General features: G+C 32.6%; 16 protein-coding genes. All 16 read left to right on the top strand.

What is annotated here, in order from left to right; translation table 11 throughout:
- Window positions 1–49 precede the first annotated feature (49 nt).
- The 16 genes from OD917_RS12245 (at window position 50) to OD917_RS12170 (ending at window position 15,763) form a co-directional block, all read left to right on the top strand.
- The gene (locus OD917_RS12245; protein WP_263523792.1) at window positions 50–1,189 is read left to right on the top strand and encodes a beta-ketoacyl synthase N-terminal-like domain-containing protein; all 1,140 of its coding nucleotides are present in this window, start codon (window positions 50–52) and stop codon (window positions 1,187–1,189) included.
- Between the two features lies 1 nt (window position 1,190).
- The gene (locus OD917_RS12240; RefSeq protein WP_263523791.1) at window positions 1,191–1,874 is read left to right on the top strand and encodes a hypothetical protein; all 684 of its coding nucleotides are present in this window, start codon (window positions 1,191–1,193) and stop codon (window positions 1,872–1,874) included.
- Between the two features lie 12 nt (window positions 1,875–1,886).
- The gene (locus OD917_RS12235) at window positions 1,887–2,363 is read left to right on the top strand and encodes a hypothetical protein (protein WP_263523790.1); all 477 of its coding nucleotides are present in this window, start codon (window positions 1,887–1,889) and stop codon (window positions 2,361–2,363) included.
- 3 nt (window positions 2,364–2,366) lie between these two features.
- Window positions 2,367–2,984: a 3-oxoacyl-ACP synthase gene (locus OD917_RS12230; RefSeq protein ID WP_263523789.1), complete on the top strand. Its 618-nt coding sequence runs from the start codon at window positions 2,367–2,369 to the stop codon at window positions 2,982–2,984.
- Window positions 2,985–2,986: 2 nt separating this feature from the next.
- Window positions 2,987–3,244, top strand: a complete 258-nt coding sequence (locus OD917_RS12225; RefSeq protein ID WP_008465883.1) for a phosphopantetheine-binding protein — start codon at window positions 2,987–2,989, stop codon at window positions 3,242–3,244.
- A gap of 130 nt (window positions 3,245–3,374) precedes the next feature.
- On the top strand, window positions 3,375–4,574 hold the full coding sequence (locus OD917_RS12220) for a beta-ketoacyl-[acyl-carrier-protein] synthase family protein (protein WP_263523788.1): 1,200 nt from the start codon (window positions 3,375–3,377) through the stop codon (window positions 4,572–4,574).
- Entirely contained in the window at window positions 4,574–5,638 is a 1,065-nt protein-coding gene (locus OD917_RS12215; RefSeq protein WP_263523787.1) for a beta-ketoacyl synthase N-terminal-like domain-containing protein, read from the top strand. The genes OD917_RS12220 and OD917_RS12215 overlap by 1 nt, the downstream gene beginning before the upstream one ends.
- Window positions 5,635–6,420 carry a polysaccharide deacetylase family protein gene (locus tag OD917_RS12210; RefSeq protein WP_263523786.1) on the top strand — a complete coding sequence of 262 codons (786 nt, stop codon included), beginning with the start codon at window positions 5,635–5,637 and terminating at the stop codon, window positions 6,418–6,420. Before OD917_RS12215 ends, OD917_RS12210 begins: the two co-directional genes overlap by 4 nt.
- A 111-nt stretch (window positions 6,421–6,531) precedes the next feature.
- On the top strand, window positions 6,532–7,158 hold the full coding sequence (locus OD917_RS12205; protein WP_250834586.1) for an outer membrane lipoprotein carrier protein LolA: 627 nt from the start codon (window positions 6,532–6,534) through the stop codon (window positions 7,156–7,158).
- On the top strand, window positions 7,124–7,759 hold the full coding sequence (locus OD917_RS12200; RefSeq protein WP_263523785.1) for a hypothetical protein: 636 nt from the start codon (window positions 7,124–7,126) through the stop codon (window positions 7,757–7,759). The genes OD917_RS12205 and OD917_RS12200 overlap by 35 nt, the downstream gene beginning before the upstream one ends.
- A gap of 37 nt (window positions 7,760–7,796) precedes the next feature.
- Window positions 7,797–8,387, top strand: a complete 591-nt coding sequence (locus OD917_RS12195) for a porin family protein (RefSeq protein ID WP_263523784.1) — start codon at window positions 7,797–7,799, stop codon at window positions 8,385–8,387.
- 57 nt (window positions 8,388–8,444) lie between these two features.
- Window positions 8,445–8,816, top strand: a complete 372-nt coding sequence (locus OD917_RS12190) for a 3-hydroxyacyl-ACP dehydratase (RefSeq protein ID WP_263523783.1) — start codon at window positions 8,445–8,447, stop codon at window positions 8,814–8,816.
- A 2-nt stretch (window positions 8,817–8,818) separates the two neighbouring features.
- Window positions 8,819–9,304 (top strand): hypothetical protein, encoded by a 486-nt coding sequence (locus OD917_RS12185; RefSeq protein WP_263523782.1) that lies wholly within the window; start codon window positions 8,819–8,821, stop codon window positions 9,302–9,304.
- Window positions 9,305–9,320: 16 nt separating this feature from the next.
- Complete coding sequence (locus OD917_RS12180) at window positions 9,321–10,493, top strand: DUF2062 domain-containing protein (protein WP_263523781.1); 1,173 nt, start codon at window positions 9,321–9,323, stop codon at window positions 10,491–10,493.
- Window positions 10,494–10,571: 78 nt separating this feature from the next.
- Window positions 10,572–14,246: a 1-acyl-sn-glycerol-3-phosphate acyltransferase gene (locus tag OD917_RS12175; RefSeq protein ID WP_263523780.1), complete on the top strand. Its 3,675-nt coding sequence runs from the start codon at window positions 10,572–10,574 to the stop codon at window positions 14,244–14,246.
- On the top strand, window positions 14,246–15,763 hold the full coding sequence (locus OD917_RS12170; protein WP_263523779.1) for a phytoene desaturase family protein: 1,518 nt from the start codon (window positions 14,246–14,248) through the stop codon (window positions 15,761–15,763). Before OD917_RS12175 ends, OD917_RS12170 begins: the two co-directional genes overlap by 1 nt.
- Window positions 15,764–15,765 lie beyond the last annotated feature (2 nt).

Below are 15,765 nucleotides of genomic sequence, written 5' to 3'. Positions count from 1 at the left end.
CAATCTGCCAAATCTGCAAGCAAAAATTTCACGAAATTAGAATCATAAAATGTTAAGAGAAATATATATCACAGAAACAAATTGCATCACGCCTTTAGGTTTTGATGTTGAATCAAATGTTGAAGCCATTCTTCGTGGTGATTCTGGAATTCAGCTTCATAACGATGTTTCTCTTATGCCGAATCCGTTTTACGCTTCGATTATTTCTGATGAAAAAATAAACAGTGCTTTTGCAAAAATCAGCACTGAGACAAAATATTCTCGTTTAGAGAAAATGATGATTTTGGCTTTAGAGCCAATTATCAAAAATTCTGGAGTAGCGTTAAATTCAAAAACTGCTTTTATACTTTCTACCACGAAAGGAAATGTCACAGCTTTGGCAAATGATTCTGAAGAAAGTTTCAACAACGCACATTTAGATGTTCTAGCTAAAAACGTTGCCGATTTCTTCAAGTTTCAAACTCAGCCAATTGTAGTTTCAAATGCCTGCGTTTCTGGAATTTTGGCAGTTTCTGTTGCCAAAAGAATGATTCAGTCTGAACTTTACGACAACATTTTTGTAGTTGCAGGCGATGAAGTTTCAGAATTTGTTTTGTCTGGTTTTAATGCTTTCCAAGCGATGAGCGAACTGCCTTGCAAACCGTATTCTAAAAACAGAACTGGAGTAAGTTTAGGCGAAGCAACTGCAGCTGTTTTAGTTTCGGCAGAAGCGAAAAACGCTAAAATAAAAGTGATTGGCGACAGTTCGATAAACGATGCCAATCATATTTCGGGTCCATCAAGAACGGGTGAAGGTTTGTTTAGAAGTATTCAGAATGCTTTGAAAGAAGCTCAAATTGAAGCCAGAAAATTAGATTATATTTCAGCACACGGAACCGCAACGCCTTATAATGACGAAATGGAAGCGATTGCTCTAACTCGTTTAGATTTACAAAATGTTCCAGTTAATAGTTTGAAAGGATTTTACGGTCATACTTTAGGTGCTTCGGGATTATTGGAAACCGTAATTGCGATAGAATCTGCTAATCAAAATAAGCTTCTTGAATCGAAAGGTTTTGATGAAATTGGAGTTAGCGAGCCAATTAATATTATTGAGAAAAACGAAGAAAAGAAAATTGAATATTTCCTGAAAACAGCTTCTGGATTTGGAGGTTGTAATACGGCGGTGATTTTTGAGAAAGTGAAATAAGATGAAACTATCAAAATTCATATTTATAACTTTAGTTCTTCTTTCATCTTTTGGATGTAAGAAGAAAGAAGTGCCTAAATCTGAATTTGAAAAAGAGGTTTTAAATAGTGTTTTTGTCGAAATTGTAGATTCTATTTATATGGATCGAAGAATGATGCTTGGACCACCTCCTCCATTATTTAGTTCTAAAACAAATAAAATAGATACCACAGGACATGCTGCAGAATTAAAGAAATATTTACAGTATAAAGACAGCATAAAAAACATTAAAAAAAGAATCTTATTAGGTGTCTATGACCAAGTTGGAAAAATTAGTTCTTTTGAAACAGAAATGATTTCTAAAGAAATTGTTCTTTCAAACTTTGCGTATGACACTTTAAAAGAAGGTGAAGAATTTAAATTTGATTTAAAACCTTTTAAGAATAATAAAAAGTTTCGTTTTGAAAGTACTTCCAAGTATCTTCATGAAAAAGAATGGAACTTAAACGATAACAGTAATTCTTTGATACCTGTTGGAACTATTTTTATATCTAGAATTCAATTTGATAAAACAAAAAAATCAGGAATTTTATCAGCTGGCGCTTCATGTGGCGGTGGAAAATGCGGAAGAGGTTTTCTTGTTTTAATTGAAAACAAGGCAGGGAAATGGAAAGTAAATAAAATTATTCATACTTGGGATTCGTAAAAAACAGACATCATGGATTTAGACGAATCTCTTTTTAAAAAAGCTTTAAAAATTCAAAATTTTGATTTTGAAGTAATCAAAGTAACAGATAAAACCATTGAGTTTTTAGAAAGCATTGATTTATGTTCAGAAGTAATAGTTTTTTTCAAAACGTTCTCTTTTAGAGAAGAAATTGAATTCGGAAATGTTTATTTCAATTGCGTAAATAGAATTAGAATAGAAAATCTCGAAGAAGAGAATAAAGAAATTTACAAGCATAATTTATTAATTATTGGCTCTGGTCTTAATGGCGATCCAATTGTTTTAAATACAAAAACAGGAAATGTCGGATATCTTTTTCATGATATCCTTTGGGAAGAAGAAAATATTGAAGATTTAGACAAAATTTATATTGACTTAAAAATGAGTATTGGAACTTTCTTTTATAAATCAGTTACTGAAGAAGATTTTCCTATTGATGCTTACGAAGCAGAAGATTATATAAAATAAAAAATGACTCAAAACAAAACCTACATACAATCTTACATCACCATCCAAAACAACGAAATTGTTTTGAACGGAACTTCTGCATTCAAAATTGAACCAACCGATTTTGCCGATTTCTCCAAACAATCCTATCGTAGTTTTGGAATGCAGTATCCAAAATTTTTCAAAATGGATGCTTTGAGCAAACTGGCTTTTTTAGGTTCAGAATTGCTTTTGAGCCCGATTACCTCAACAGAGCAGGAAAATAATATCGCTTTGGTTTTGGCCAATAAATCATCAAGTTTAGATACCGACGTAAAATATCAGGAGTCGATTTCAGATAAAGAAAACTATTATCCGAGTCCGGCGGTCTTTGTTTATACGCTGCCAAATATTTGTTTGGGCGAAATAAGTATACGTCATCAGCTGAAAAGTGAAAATTCTTTCTTTATATTTGACACCTTTAACACCGAATTTATGTCCAATTATTCGAATATTCTTCTGAATACGAATAAAGCAGATGTAGTTTTGTGCGGTTGGGTAGAATATTTTAACGACAATTATAAAGCTTTTTTATGTACAATTAGTACAGAAGAAAATGCAAAATATACAAACGAGACTATCAATACATTATACAATAAATAATCATGGAAGCATTAAAAGAAGAATTAAAAAATAAAATCATAACAACTTTAAACCTTGAAGATATTGCAGTAGAAGATATTGCTGATAACGACCCATTGTTTGGAGACGGTTTAGGTTTAGACTCGATTGATGCACTTGAATTGATCGTGATTTTAGATAAAGATTACGGAATTAAATTAGTAGATCCGAAAGAAGGAAAAGCTATTTTCCAGTCAATCGAAACTATGGCGGCTTATATCAGCGCAAATAGAACAAAATAATTATAGATTGTAGATTGCAGATTTTAGATTGCTGAAAATCTTACTAAAAATCTGAAAATCCACAACTTTGTCAAAGTTTTAAACTTTGACAAAGTTCTAAGAATCTAAAATCTAAAATCATAAATCTAAAATGGCAAGAGGTGTTGCAATAACGGGAATGGGAATTATCTCTGCGATTGGTAATTCGGTTGAGGAAAATTACATTTCACTGACTGAAAACAAAATCGGCATTTCTCGTATTCAAAATATTTCGACTGTTCACGCAGATGTTATCAAAGTTGGTGAAATAAAAAAAACCAATGAAGATCTTATCGATGAACTGAAACTAAATGAGGATAATAATTTTTCCAGAACCGCTATGATTGGCACTTTGGCAGCAAAACAAGCTGTTGAAAATGCTAACATTACCGATATAAATGAATTTAGAACGGGACTTATTTCGGCTACAAGCGTGGGCGGAATGGACATGACGGAAAGACATTATTACGATTATTTCGAAAAACCAGAATTGACCAAATACATCACTTGCCACGATGGCGGAGATGTTGCCGAAAAAATTGCTGAGGAATTAGGTTTAAAAGGAATGGTGACAACCATAAGCACCGCTTGTTCGTCTGCAGCCAATTCGATTATGTTAGGTGCAAGATTGATCAAAACGGGAAAACTAGATCGCGTAATTGTTGGCGGAGCCGATGCTTTGGCAAAATTCACCATCAACGGATTTAAGACTTTGATGATTTTATCTGACGATTACAACAAACCTTTTGACAACACCAGAAAAGGATTAAATCTTGGAGAAGCTGCCGCTTTTTTGGTTTTAGAATCGGATGAAATTGTTGAAAAGCAAAATAAAAAAGTATTGGCAAGAGTTTCTGGTTACGGAAATGCAAACGATGCTTTTCACCAAACGGCTTCTTCAGAAAATGGAGACGGCGCCTATTTGGCGATGAAAAAAGCGTTTGATGTTTCGGGTTTAAAACCTTCTGAAATTGATTACATCAACGTTCACGGAACCGCAACGCCAAATAATGATTTGTCTGAAGGAAGAGCTTTGAAAAGAATTTACAAAGATGAAAAAGTTCCAGATTTTAGTTCTACAAAACCTTTTACGGGACATACTTTAGCGGCAGCTGCTGCGATTGAAGCCGTTTACAGTGTTTTGGCAATTCAAAATAATGTGGTTTATCCAAACTTAAATTTTGACATTCCGATGGAAGAATTTGATTTGAAACCGCAAACAACTTTAAAAAATAAAAACATCGAACACGTTTTATCCAACTCTTTCGGATTTGGAGGTAACTGTTCAACTCTTATATTTTCAAAAAGCTAATGACAAAAAGAACATATATAAATGGAGTAGGCTGTATTTCGACTCAAAAAACATTTGATACTGTTTTTTTGGAAGAGGCTGTTGTAAATCATGACGAAAATGTACTGGCAATTGTTCCGCCAGCATACAAAGAATATATTTCGCCTGCTGCAAGCCGACGCATGGCAAAAGGTGTAAAAAATGGAATCGTAGCTTCAGCTTTGGCCATGAAAGATGCGAATGTTGAAAGCGTAGATGCAATTATTACAGGAACTGGTTTAGGATGTATTGAAGATTCTGAAAAATTCCTGAAAAGCATTTTAGATAATAACGAAGAGTTTTTAACTCCGACTTCTTTTATTCAATCTACTCACAATACAGTTGGTGCTCAAATTGCACTTTTACAGCAATGTAAAGGTTATAATTTTACTTACGTGAATGGAGCGGTTTCTTTTGAATCGGCTCTTATTGATGCTAAAATGCAGATTGAAGAAGACGAAGCCAATTCAATTTTAGTAGGCGGCGTTGACGAAAATGGAGATTATACCACTTCGCTTTTTAAATTAAACGGCCGTATTAAAGCAGACAACTCTGCTCCTTACGATGTTTTAAATTCTACAACAAGTGGAGCTGTTTATGGCGAAGGCGCTAGTTTTTTTGTTTTAGAAAACGAAAGAAAAGAAAACACTTATGCCGAACTTCTAGACGTTTCTATTGTAAATACTTTGGAAGAAAATGAAGTTGAAGCAGCGATTATTTCTTTCTTAAAATCGAATCATTTAGAAATTTCAGCTATTGATGCCATAATTTTAGGTTTTGACGGAAATGCTGATTTTGAAAATTATTATAGAAATCTTGCTGAAAAGTCGTTTGCCCAAACTCCTGTTTTATATTACAAACATTTGAGCGGCGAATACGATACAGCTTCGGCTTTTGCTTTTTGGATGGCTTCTAAAATATTGAAAACTCAAGAAATTCCTGAAATTGCAAAAGTAAATGCTGTCGAAAAATCAGATTACAAAACGATTTTATTATACAACCAATTAAACGGAAAAAACCATAGTTTTACGTTGCTGTCAAAATGATAACGCACAAAAACATATCGCTGTTTTTTATCTTTTTATTGCTTTTATTGTTTCTTTTGAATCTGTATAATGCAATTCATTTTCTGTGGTTTGTTGTTATAATTCTACTTTGGATTGGAATAAATGCTTTTGGTTCTGCACGCATTTCCTCCAATTATCATGTAGAAGCTTTTTGTAATAATCCTTTAGAAACAGAAAAAAAAATTGCGCTTACTTTTGATGACGGCCCAAGCATTTATACTTTGGAAGTTTTAGAACTTTTAAAAAAATACAACGCCAAAGCAACCTTTTTCTGTATTGGAAAAAACATCGAAACGCATCCTGAAATTCTACAAAAAGTGATTGATGAAGGTCATTTAGTCGGAAATCATTCGTATTCACATTCTAAGTTTTTTGATTTCTATAATGCAAAAAAAATAACTGAAGAAATTCAGAAAGCAGACGCACTTCTGGAAAAATTCACTTCTAGAAAAATAAACTTTTTTCGTCCACCTTACGGAGTTACGACACCTTCGATCAGAAGAGCTTTAAAAGTAACTGGACATAAAACAATTGGCTGGAATATTCGTTCTCTTGATGGAGGCACCAAAAATCAGGAATTAATTTTCAATCGAATTAAAAAACGCGTTTCTCCTGGTGGAATTGTACTTTTGCATGATACAGCAGAACATTCTGTTTTGGTACTGGAACAGTTTTTGCAATTTTTACAGCAAAATAATTATGAAGTGATTTCTGTTGAAGAATTACTGAAACTTAATGCTTATGAAATTGGACGCGGATAAAACAGATTCGCCTTCGCGAAGACGCGGATAAAAACGGATTCTTATTAAATAAAAAATTCGTGGCAATTCGTGTAATTCGTGGCAAAAACATTAAGCACAATATTATAAAATATGAAAACTAAAATAGCACTGCTCATTCTATTTATTTCAGGCAATTTGTTCGCGCAGGAACAAAAAATGACCGATGCCGAAATTGCATCTTTCAAACAAGACGTAAATGTTGTAGCCAAAAAAATCAAAACTTTAACTACTGATTTTGTTCAGTACAAGCATTTAGATTTTCTTTCGAAAGATATTGAAACTTCAGGAAAAATGGTTTTTAAAGAACCTGCACTTTTGCAATGGCAATATAAAAAACCGTACAATTACAGCATTACTTTCAAAAATGGAAAAATCCTGATCAACGATGAAGGAAAGAAAAGCGCTGTTGATATTGGAAACAGTAAAATCTTTGCCCGAATTAATAAATTGATTGTTGGCAGTGTAAGCGGAAATATGTTTGACGATAAGGAATTTACGATTTCGTACTTTAAATTAAAAGGTCAGAATCTGGCGAAATTTATTCCGAAAGATGCGACGCTTAAGAAATACATCAAACAAATCGAATTGACTTTCGACAAAGAAGAAGCAACAGTTGTTCAGGTAAAATTGTTAGAATCATCTGAAGATTATACTCGAATTGTACTTAAAAATAAAGTGATCAATGCAAAAATCGACGATTCAGTTTTTACTAATTAATTGCTTTCTGGCAATTGTTTTAATTTCTTGCGGCTCGGTCACAAAAAATTACACACCTAAAAAATTAGATCAAACATCTTATACCGTTCCGTATTTCACAGATTCAAAAACCGATTATGTTTATAAAACCAATATCAGTGTTTACGGAAATGAATTATCTGGAATTTTCATTGCCAAGAAAATAAACGACACTACGCACCGAATTGTTTTTACAACCGAATTTGGAAATAAATTAATGGATTTTGAAATTTCAGAAACCGATTTTAAAGTCAATTCTATTGTTTCAGAATTGGATCGAAAAATATTAATTAATACTTTAAAAGAAGATTTTAGACTGCTTTTGAAGAAAGAATATCAAATTCAGGAACAATTTGAAAACGAATCAAGTGACATTTATAAATCGGCAGATGGTAAACGAGACAATTACGTTTTTATCTCCAAAAAAGATCAGAAATTAGAAAAGATCGTTCATTCGTCAAAAACAAAAGAAAAATTTACACTGCTTTTCAGTTCAGAAAACAATATTTTTGCTGAAAAGATTCAAATAATTCATCAAAATATAAAGCTGAAAATCGATTTACAGCAGCTAAAATCAGAATAAAAAATTAAACTAATCATAAACTTTAAATCAATTTGAAATGAGAAAATATATTGTAATTGCATTTGTTTTATTGATCGGAATCGGATCAAGTAACGCACAAGTAAAAGCTAGTCCAGGATTTAGAGGCGGTTTGAATATATCAACATTAACCAATATTGATGATAATAGCTCTAAAACTGATTTCTATATTGGTGGATTGGTAAATATTAAATTCAATAAATTTTTCTCGGTTCAGCCAGAGATAAATTATTCAAGACAAGGTGATGAAGGAAGATATTTTGAAGATGGCCGTTATTATTCTGAAAAGTACGAGTTGAATTATGTAACACTTGGAGCGGTTGCAAAATTTAACTTTGGTGGTGGAGGCTTTCATCTATTGGCTGGCCCTTCTTTAGATTTAAAAGTTAGTGATAATTATGTGAATACAAATCCCGAAGATTTTGATCTTTCATTTGTTGGAGGTCTTGGTTATACTTTGCCAAATGGTTTAACTTTTGAAGCTCGACTTAAACAAGGATTAATTGATATTTATGGCTACGATGGAATTGACGATGGTTATTATTATGATCAAGTAATTTTGAATCAGGTTTTTCAACTTGGTATTAGTTATACATTCAAAACAAAATAAAAGCATTAGCAGAATAATAATTTTAGGGATTTCCCAATTTGCTTGGAAAATAAAAATATGATTTTAGAAGATTTTTATAAAATACTATCAGAAGAAAAAGTATCTGATTCAAAATATATTATTACCATTTTAGTGAATGCTAAGCATGAGGTTTTTAAAGGACATTTCCCTGGAAATCCAATTATGCCTGGTGTTTGTATGATTCAGATTATTAAAGAACTTACCGAATCTATTACCAAAAGTTCGTTGATGATCCAGTCTTTGGCAAATGTAAAATTCATGGCGCTGATTAATCCAGAGGTTACACCAGAATTACGATTAGAACTAGATATTATAGCTACTGAAGACGATTTAGTAAAAGTGAAAAACACGACTTACTTTAACGACACTACTGCTCTTAAACTGAGCAATGTGTATAAAAAAATATAATTATGAAACTGTTACTGACATTACTTTTATGGGTAAGTTTTGCTGGAACGCCAGATTTGGCTTCAATCCGCAAAATGTATTCTGATGTAGCAAAATCAGAAACCAATGCCAAAGATTTTGTAACAAAACTTTCTGGAGTTTCTAATAATGATGATAAAATTTTAGTAGCCTACAAAGCGGCTTCTATTTTAGTAGATTCCAAATTCGAAAAGAAATTAGGTCAGAAAATGGAGCGTTTTAAAGAAGGTGCAAAATTACTTGAAGCAACCATAAAAAGCGATCCAAGCAATATAGAAATGCGAATGATCAGACTAAGTGTTCAGGAAGATGTTCCTGGCATTACGGGCTACAAGAAAAATATCAAAGAAGATAAAAAATTCATCACGACGTACTATGCATCGCAAGGTGCCGCTTTGAAAGATTATCTTAAAGACTTTGTTTTACAATCTAAAAGTTTCTCTGAAAAAGAGAAGCAATTTGTAAAGTAAGCTCAAAAATCGTCTCATGAAATCACAGCAAGAATTACTTAGTTCTACCAACTTTTGCGTTATTGTACCTACGTACAATAATCAAAAAACGCTGAAAAAAGTACTGGATTCTATTTTAGATTTCACCACAAATGTCATTATTATCAATGACGGTTCAACCGATTCTACAAGCGAAATTCTAAAATCATATTCACAGCTGACTCAAATTCATCATCCTAAAAATTTAGGAAAAGGACGAGCATTGAGAAACGGATTTAGAAAAGCGCTAGAATTGGATTTTGAATATGCCATTACAATCGATTCTGACGGACAGCATTTCGCTACAGATATTCCTGTTTTCTTGGAAGCAATTCAAGATGAGCCAAATGCTCTCTTAATTGGAAGCCGCAATATGACTCAGGAAAATGTTCCTAAAAAAAGCAGTTTTGGAAACAAGTTTTCTAATTTCTGGTTCAAGTTTGAAACTGGAATTAAACTAGATGATACACAATCTGGATTTAGATTGTATCCGCTTCGATTGCTTCCAAAACGTTTTTATACCAATAAATTTGAGTTTGAAATCGAAGTTATTGTACGTGCAGCGTGGAAAGGAATTGTTGTTAAAAATATTCCGATTCAGGTTTTGTATGATCCTGCGGAAAGAGTTTCGCATTTCCGTCCGTTTCAAGATTTTACCCGAATCAGTATTTTAAATACCGTTTTGGTAACTAATGCTTTGCTGTATATAAAACCTCGGGATTTCTTTCGCCGAGCAAAAAAAAAAGGTTTTAAAAAATTCTTTTTAGAAGATATTTTAGAAAGCAACGATTCCAATTTTAAAAAATCGGCTGCCATTGGTCTTGGTATTTTTATCGGGCTTTCACCTTTCTGGGGATTTCAAACCGTATTGCTTTTTACGTTTGCTGCACTATTCAGACTCAACAAAGTCATTGCTTACCTTACTTCAAACGTAAGTTTTCCGCCTTTTATTCCGTTTATTATTTATGCTTCGCTGCAAGTTGGGAGTATTTTCGTGTCTAGCGATGCGCCACTGGTTTTGGACAGTTCGATTACGCTCGACGATATTCAAAAAAATGCTACACAATATATCGTAGGAAGTCTTATTTTAGCATCCGTTTCAGCGCTATCAGTTGGCTTTATAAGTTATCTGCTTTTAACGGCTTTTAGTTCTAAAAACAAAACGAATTAAAATATTTATTCACCACCAATTCACGAATTCGTTTAATAATAAATTCGTGAATTCGTGGCGGAAAAAAATAAAATTACTATGCATCAATACTTCTACGCCATTCATTTATTTGTAAATCGAAGAAAATCTCTTTCGGTTCTATTGGCTGTTCTGATGCTTCTGGTCTTTGGATTTTTTGCTTCAAGATTAAAATTTGAAGAAGATATAACCAAACTTATTCCAACAAACGATAAAACCGATGTTACCGCCAAAGTCTTAAAACAATTAAACTTTGCCGATAAGACCACTGTAATTTTCAGTTTGGATAAAAATGGTTCTACCGATGATTTGAAAGAAATGGCAACTGTATTTTCAGACAGCGTTTCTAAATCCTGCAAACCTTATATAACTGGAATTCAAGGAAAAATCGACGAAGAAAACATTCAGGAAACTATTGATTTTGTATACAATAATTTGCCTCTTTTTCTAGATGACAAAGATTATGCTGACATCGAAAAGAAATTGCAGAAAGACAGTATCGCAACAACCGTTCAAGGAAATTACAAATCAATTATTTCTCCGTCTGGATTTATTACCAAAGATTTTATTCTGCAAGATCCGTTTGGGATTTCTTTTATTGCTTTAAAAAAATTACAGCAATTAAATATTGGAGACGATTTTACATTAGAAAATGGTTTTGTAATGACGAAAGATAAAAAGAAATTACTGCTTTTTATCACTTCAAATATTCCGTCAAGCGAAACAGAAAAGAATACCATTTTTGCCGAAAAACTGAAATCGATTCAAGAAAATTTAAATACACAATTTAAAGGAAAAACTTCTATCAGTTATTTTGGTTCTGCTTTAATTGCCGTTGCAAATGCCAATCAGATTAAAGGAGATATTATTTTGACAACATCAATCGCGATGTTTACTTTAATGCTGATTCTAATTTTATTTTATCGAAAAGTCTTAATTCCGCTGATTATTTTTCTTCCAACGGTTTTCGGAGGATTATTTGCAGTGGCTTTTTTATATTTCGTTAAAGAACAAATCTCAGCAATTTCATTAGGAATTGGTTCTATTTTATTGGGGATTACTATTGATTATTCTATTCATATTCTCACGCATTACAAGCATAACAGTGATGTAAAAACATTGTATAAAGACATTACGATGCCTGTCATCATGAGTAGTTCTACAACTGCCGTTGCTTTTTTATGTCTGCTTTTTGTAAAATCAGATGCATTGAATGATCTCGGAATTTTTGCTGCTGTTATTGTAATGGCTTCCGCTATTTTCTCGCTTCTAATTGTTCCACATTTATACAAACCAACAGAAAATCCAGCAGAGCACAAGAAAAATGTGATTGATAAAATGGCGCATTTTTCTTTTCACAATAATAAAATTTTAATTGGGCTTTGCGTTATCATTACCATTATCTGCTGTTTTACTTATAATGATGTTGGTTTTAATAACGATTTATCCCAGCTAAATTTTATTCCGAAAGAAATTAAAGCTGCCGAAAAACAGTTGGAAGAAAGTACCAGTTTAACTTCCAAAACTATTTATGTCGCTTCTTATGGAAAAACCATGGAAGAAGCTTTGCAGCACAACAGCAAACTTTTTGGAGATTTATCAAAAGAAAAAGAACAGCATAAAATTTTGAACTTTAGTTCAGTTGGCGGAATTGTGCTTTCTCAAAAAGAACAGTTTCAAAAGATTGAAAAATGGAATTCATTCTGGACTCCACAAAAAAAACAATTCGTTAAATCAGAATTAATTGCTGAAGGCGCTAAACTTGGTTTTAAACCTTCAACTTATAATTTATTTTTTGATCATTTAGATTTTGATTTCAAACCAGTTTCTGCTGCTGAATTTTTAAAAATAAAAGCACTTCAGCTACAAGAATTTATTACAGAAAAAAATGGTTTTTATACTATTTCAACTTTAGTAAAAGTTGCTCCTGAACAGCGTGACGCTTTTGTAAAATCGACTTCTAAAGCAGAAAACGTAATTGCAATCGATCGTCAGCAAATGAACGAAACGTTTTTCAGCACTTTAAAAACCGATTTCAATTCGCTTGTAAATTATTCTTTTGTTGCTGTAATCTTAATTCTGTTTTTCTTTTTCAGAAGAATTGAATTAGTGATCATAAGTTCTATTCCAATTGCGTTGACGGGAATTGTAACAGCAGGAATTATGGGCATTTTTGGCATTCAGATGAACATTTTCAGTATGATTGTCTGTACCTTAATTTTTGGTCACGGAGTCGATTTTAGTATTTTCATGACTAGTGCTTTACAAAAAGAATACACCAATGGTGTCAACGAAATTGCCATTTACAGAACCTCAATTATTCTAGCCGTTATCACGACAATCTTAGGAATTGGTGCGATGATTTTTGCCAAACATCCTGCACTTACTTCTATTTCACTGGTTTCATTAATTGGGGTTTTTGCCGCGCTGATAATTACATTTATTTTCTATCCAATTTTATTCAAACTGTTTTTATCAAATCGTCCAAAAAAAGGAAATCCACCTTTTCAATTGCGAACTTTCATTCATGGCGTTATTTCATTTGCTTATTATGGTTTGGGCGGAATCGTAATGTCTATTTTCAGTTTTACTATTATGCCAATTTTGCCTTTTAGTAAAAAATCAAAAATGAAAGTTTTCCGATATGTGATTTCAAAATTCATGAAATCGGTATTGTATTCGAATCCGTTTATTCGTAAAAAAGTCGTTAATAATTTCAATGAAACTTTTGAAAAACCAGCAGTAATTATTGCTAACCATTCTTCGTTTCTAGATATTTTATCGATCGGAATGCTGAGTCCAAAAATTATTTTCTTGGTGAGCGATTGGGTTTACAACTCACCTATTTTTGGCGGTGTTGTGAGAAAAGCAGGTTTTTATCCCGTTTCTGAAGGTCTGGAAGGCGGAGTTGAACATTTACGCAAAAAAGTAAATGAAGGTTATTCGTTAATGGTTTTTCCAGAAGGAACACGATCAGAAAGTAATGTTGTAAAAAGATTCCACAAAGGAGCATTTTTCCTTGCCGAAGAATTTAAAATTGATATTATTCCTGTGGTCATTCATGGCGCTTCTGAACTAATTCCGAAAGGCGATTTTGTAATTCATCACGGAAAATTAACAGTTACCATTTTAGAAAGAATCACGCCAGAAAATCTTTTATTTGGAACTAATTATGCCGAAAGAACCAAGCAAATAAGTTCTTTCTTTAAAGCAGAATATCGTAAAATAAGGCACGAACTAGAAGGTCCTGATTATTTTAAAACAATGCTGATTAACAGTTATGATTATAAAGAAATCGAAATTGGAAATAGCGTAAAAAAAGATGTAAAACAGAATCTTGAAACGTATTACAATCTAAACAAGCATATTGCGCCAAAAGCAAAACTCCTTCATTTAGGAAACGATTACGGACAACTGGATGTTTTGCTTGCCTTGCAGGAACCACAGCGAAAAATACTTTCTTTTATAAATGATGAAGAAAAATTGCTGGTTGCCAAAACGAATTATTTAGTTAAAAAGAGAAAAATAACTTATCTCGAAAAATTAGAATTGGCACTTGAAAATCATTACGATATACTTTTAATTTCTGACGAAAGTTATCAAGAGGAAATCGAAAAAGTAATTTCTGCCGTTTCTTCCATAATTTTAGTGAATTGTTCTCGTTTAAAAAATCAGTTAAAGGATTTTGAAATTGTTTCTGAAGAAGATGCTTTAGTTATTTTAAAGAAAAAATAATGAAAAAACAGTACGATGTAGTTATAATTGGCAGCGGTTTAGGCGGATTAGTTTCTGCTGTTATTCTGGCAAAAGAAGGCTACAGCGTTTGTGTACTCGAAAAAAACAATCAATACGGTGGAAATCTTCAGACTTTCGTAAGAGATAAAACCATTTTTGATACAGGAATTCATTATATAGGAGGTTTAGGCGAAGGCCAAAATCTTCATAAATATTTCAAATATATCGGAATAATGGATCATTTAAATCTGAAAAAATTAGATGAAAATGGTTTTGATATTATTTCTTTTGATGACGATAAAACCGAATATCCGCACGCACAAGGTTTCGAAAATTTCATTGAACAATTAACACATTTCTTTCCCGAAGAAAAAGAAAATATTGAGAATTACTGCCAGAAAATAAAAGCGGTCTGCAAAACATTTCCGCTATACAATCTAGAATCTGAGGGAAAATATGACGATGAAATTTTAACGCTTAACGCGAAAGAAACCATCGATTCTTTTACCAAAAATGAAAAGCTAAAAGCAGTTTTGGGAGGTTCTAATTTTCTCTACGCTGGAATTGCTGATAAATCGCCTTTTTACGTTCATGCGCTTGTGGTCAATTCATACATTGAAAGTTCGTGGCGATGTGTAAATGGCGGAAGTCAAATTACGAAGCAATTACTGAAACAGCTTAAAAAATATGGCGGAGAGTTTTTCAAACATAAAGAAGTCACAAAAATTCAAGTCGTAGACCAAAAGGTAAATTCGGTACAAATGAAAGACGGAACCGAAGTTTCCGGAACGTATTTTATCTCGAACATCGAACCAAAAATGACTTTGAAAATGGCGGGTCAGGAAAATTTTCGAAAACCGTTTTTCAATAGAATTCAGAATTTAGAAAACGTACTTTCTGCTTTCAGTTTGTATATCGTTTTTAAGCCTAAAACTTTTAAATACATCAATCATAATTATTATCATTTTAAAAGTGCCGGTGATGTTTGGACTTCTTATGATTATGATGAAAATTCATGGCCAAAAACATTTATGGCTTCTATGAATCCGTCAAAAAAAGACGAAGAATGGGCAGACGGAATGACGTTTTTAACGTACATGAAATATGATGATGTCAAAGCTTGGGAAAACACTTTTAACACCACTTTTGAAGAAAACGATCGAGGCGAAAGCTACGAAGAATTCAAAGTAAAAAAAGCTTCAAAATTTTTAGAAGAAATAGAGAAAAAATTTCCTGGAATAAAAGATTGCATCAAATCTGTTCATACTTCTACTCCACTTTCGTATCGCGATTACATTGGCGGGGACGGCGGAAATATGTACGGATATGTTAAAGATTCAAATAATCCGATGAAAACTTTGATTCCTACCAAAACTAAGCTAGAAAATCTTTATCTTACAGGACAAAGTATTAACATGCATGGTGTCTTGGGTGTTACGGTTGGAGCGGTTATAACTTGCTCTGAAATTGTAGGAAAAGAATATCTGCTCGAAAAAATTAAAAAAGCATCTGAATAAGT

This window comes from Flavobacterium sp. SH_e (assembly GCF_025717045.1).
Lineage (GTDB): Bacteria > Bacteroidota > Bacteroidia > Flavobacteriales > Flavobacteriaceae > Flavobacterium.
The sequence above is the reverse complement of the archived record's forward strand: the minus strand, read 5'-3'. Positions and strand labels throughout refer to the sequence as shown.

Excerpts from the sequence above, each read along its gene's own strand:
- OD917_RS12220 (WP_263523788.1), top strand. The coding sequence starts at position 3,375 with ATGGCAAGAGGTGTTGCAATAACGGGAATGGGAATTATCTCTGCGATT.
- OD917_RS12200 (WP_263523785.1), top strand. The coding sequence starts at position 7,124 with ATGCAAAAATCGACGATTCAGTTTTTACTAATTAATTGCTTTCTGGCA.
- OD917_RS12195 (WP_263523784.1), top strand. The coding sequence starts at position 7,797 with ATGAGAAAATATATTGTAATTGCATTTGTTTTATTGATCGGAATCGGA.
- OD917_RS12185 (WP_263523782.1), top strand. The coding sequence starts at position 8,819 with ATGAAACTGTTACTGACATTACTTTTATGGGTAAGTTTTGCTGGAACG.
- OD917_RS12175 (WP_263523780.1), top strand. The coding sequence starts at position 10,572 with ATGCATCAATACTTCTACGCCATTCATTTATTTGTAAATCGAAGAAAA.
- OD917_RS12225 (WP_008465883.1), top strand. The coding sequence starts at position 2,987 with ATGGAAGCATTAAAAGAAGAATTAAAAAATAAAATCATAACAACTTTA.
- OD917_RS12170 (WP_263523779.1), top strand. The coding sequence starts at position 14,246 with ATGAAAAAACAGTACGATGTAGTTATAATTGGCAGCGGTTTAGGCGGA.
- OD917_RS12230 (WP_263523789.1), top strand. The coding sequence starts at position 2,367 with ATGACTCAAAACAAAACCTACATACAATCTTACATCACCATCCAAAAC.
- OD917_RS12190 (WP_263523783.1), top strand. The coding sequence starts at position 8,445 with ATGATTTTAGAAGATTTTTATAAAATACTATCAGAAGAAAAAGTATCT.
- OD917_RS12235 (WP_263523790.1), top strand. The coding sequence starts at position 1,887 with ATGGATTTAGACGAATCTCTTTTTAAAAAAGCTTTAAAAATTCAAAAT.
- OD917_RS12210 (WP_263523786.1), top strand. The coding sequence starts at position 5,635 with ATGATAACGCACAAAAACATATCGCTGTTTTTTATCTTTTTATTGCTT.
- OD917_RS12215 (WP_263523787.1), top strand. The coding sequence starts at position 4,574 with ATGACAAAAAGAACATATATAAATGGAGTAGGCTGTATTTCGACTCAA.
- OD917_RS12245 (WP_263523792.1), top strand. The coding sequence starts at position 50 with ATGTTAAGAGAAATATATATCACAGAAACAAATTGCATCACGCCTTTA.
- OD917_RS12205 (WP_250834586.1), top strand. The coding sequence starts at position 6,532 with ATGAAAACTAAAATAGCACTGCTCATTCTATTTATTTCAGGCAATTTG.
- OD917_RS12180 (WP_263523781.1), top strand. The coding sequence starts at position 9,321 with ATGAAATCACAGCAAGAATTACTTAGTTCTACCAACTTTTGCGTTATT.
- OD917_RS12240 (WP_263523791.1), top strand. The coding sequence starts at position 1,191 with ATGAAACTATCAAAATTCATATTTATAACTTTAGTTCTTCTTTCATCT.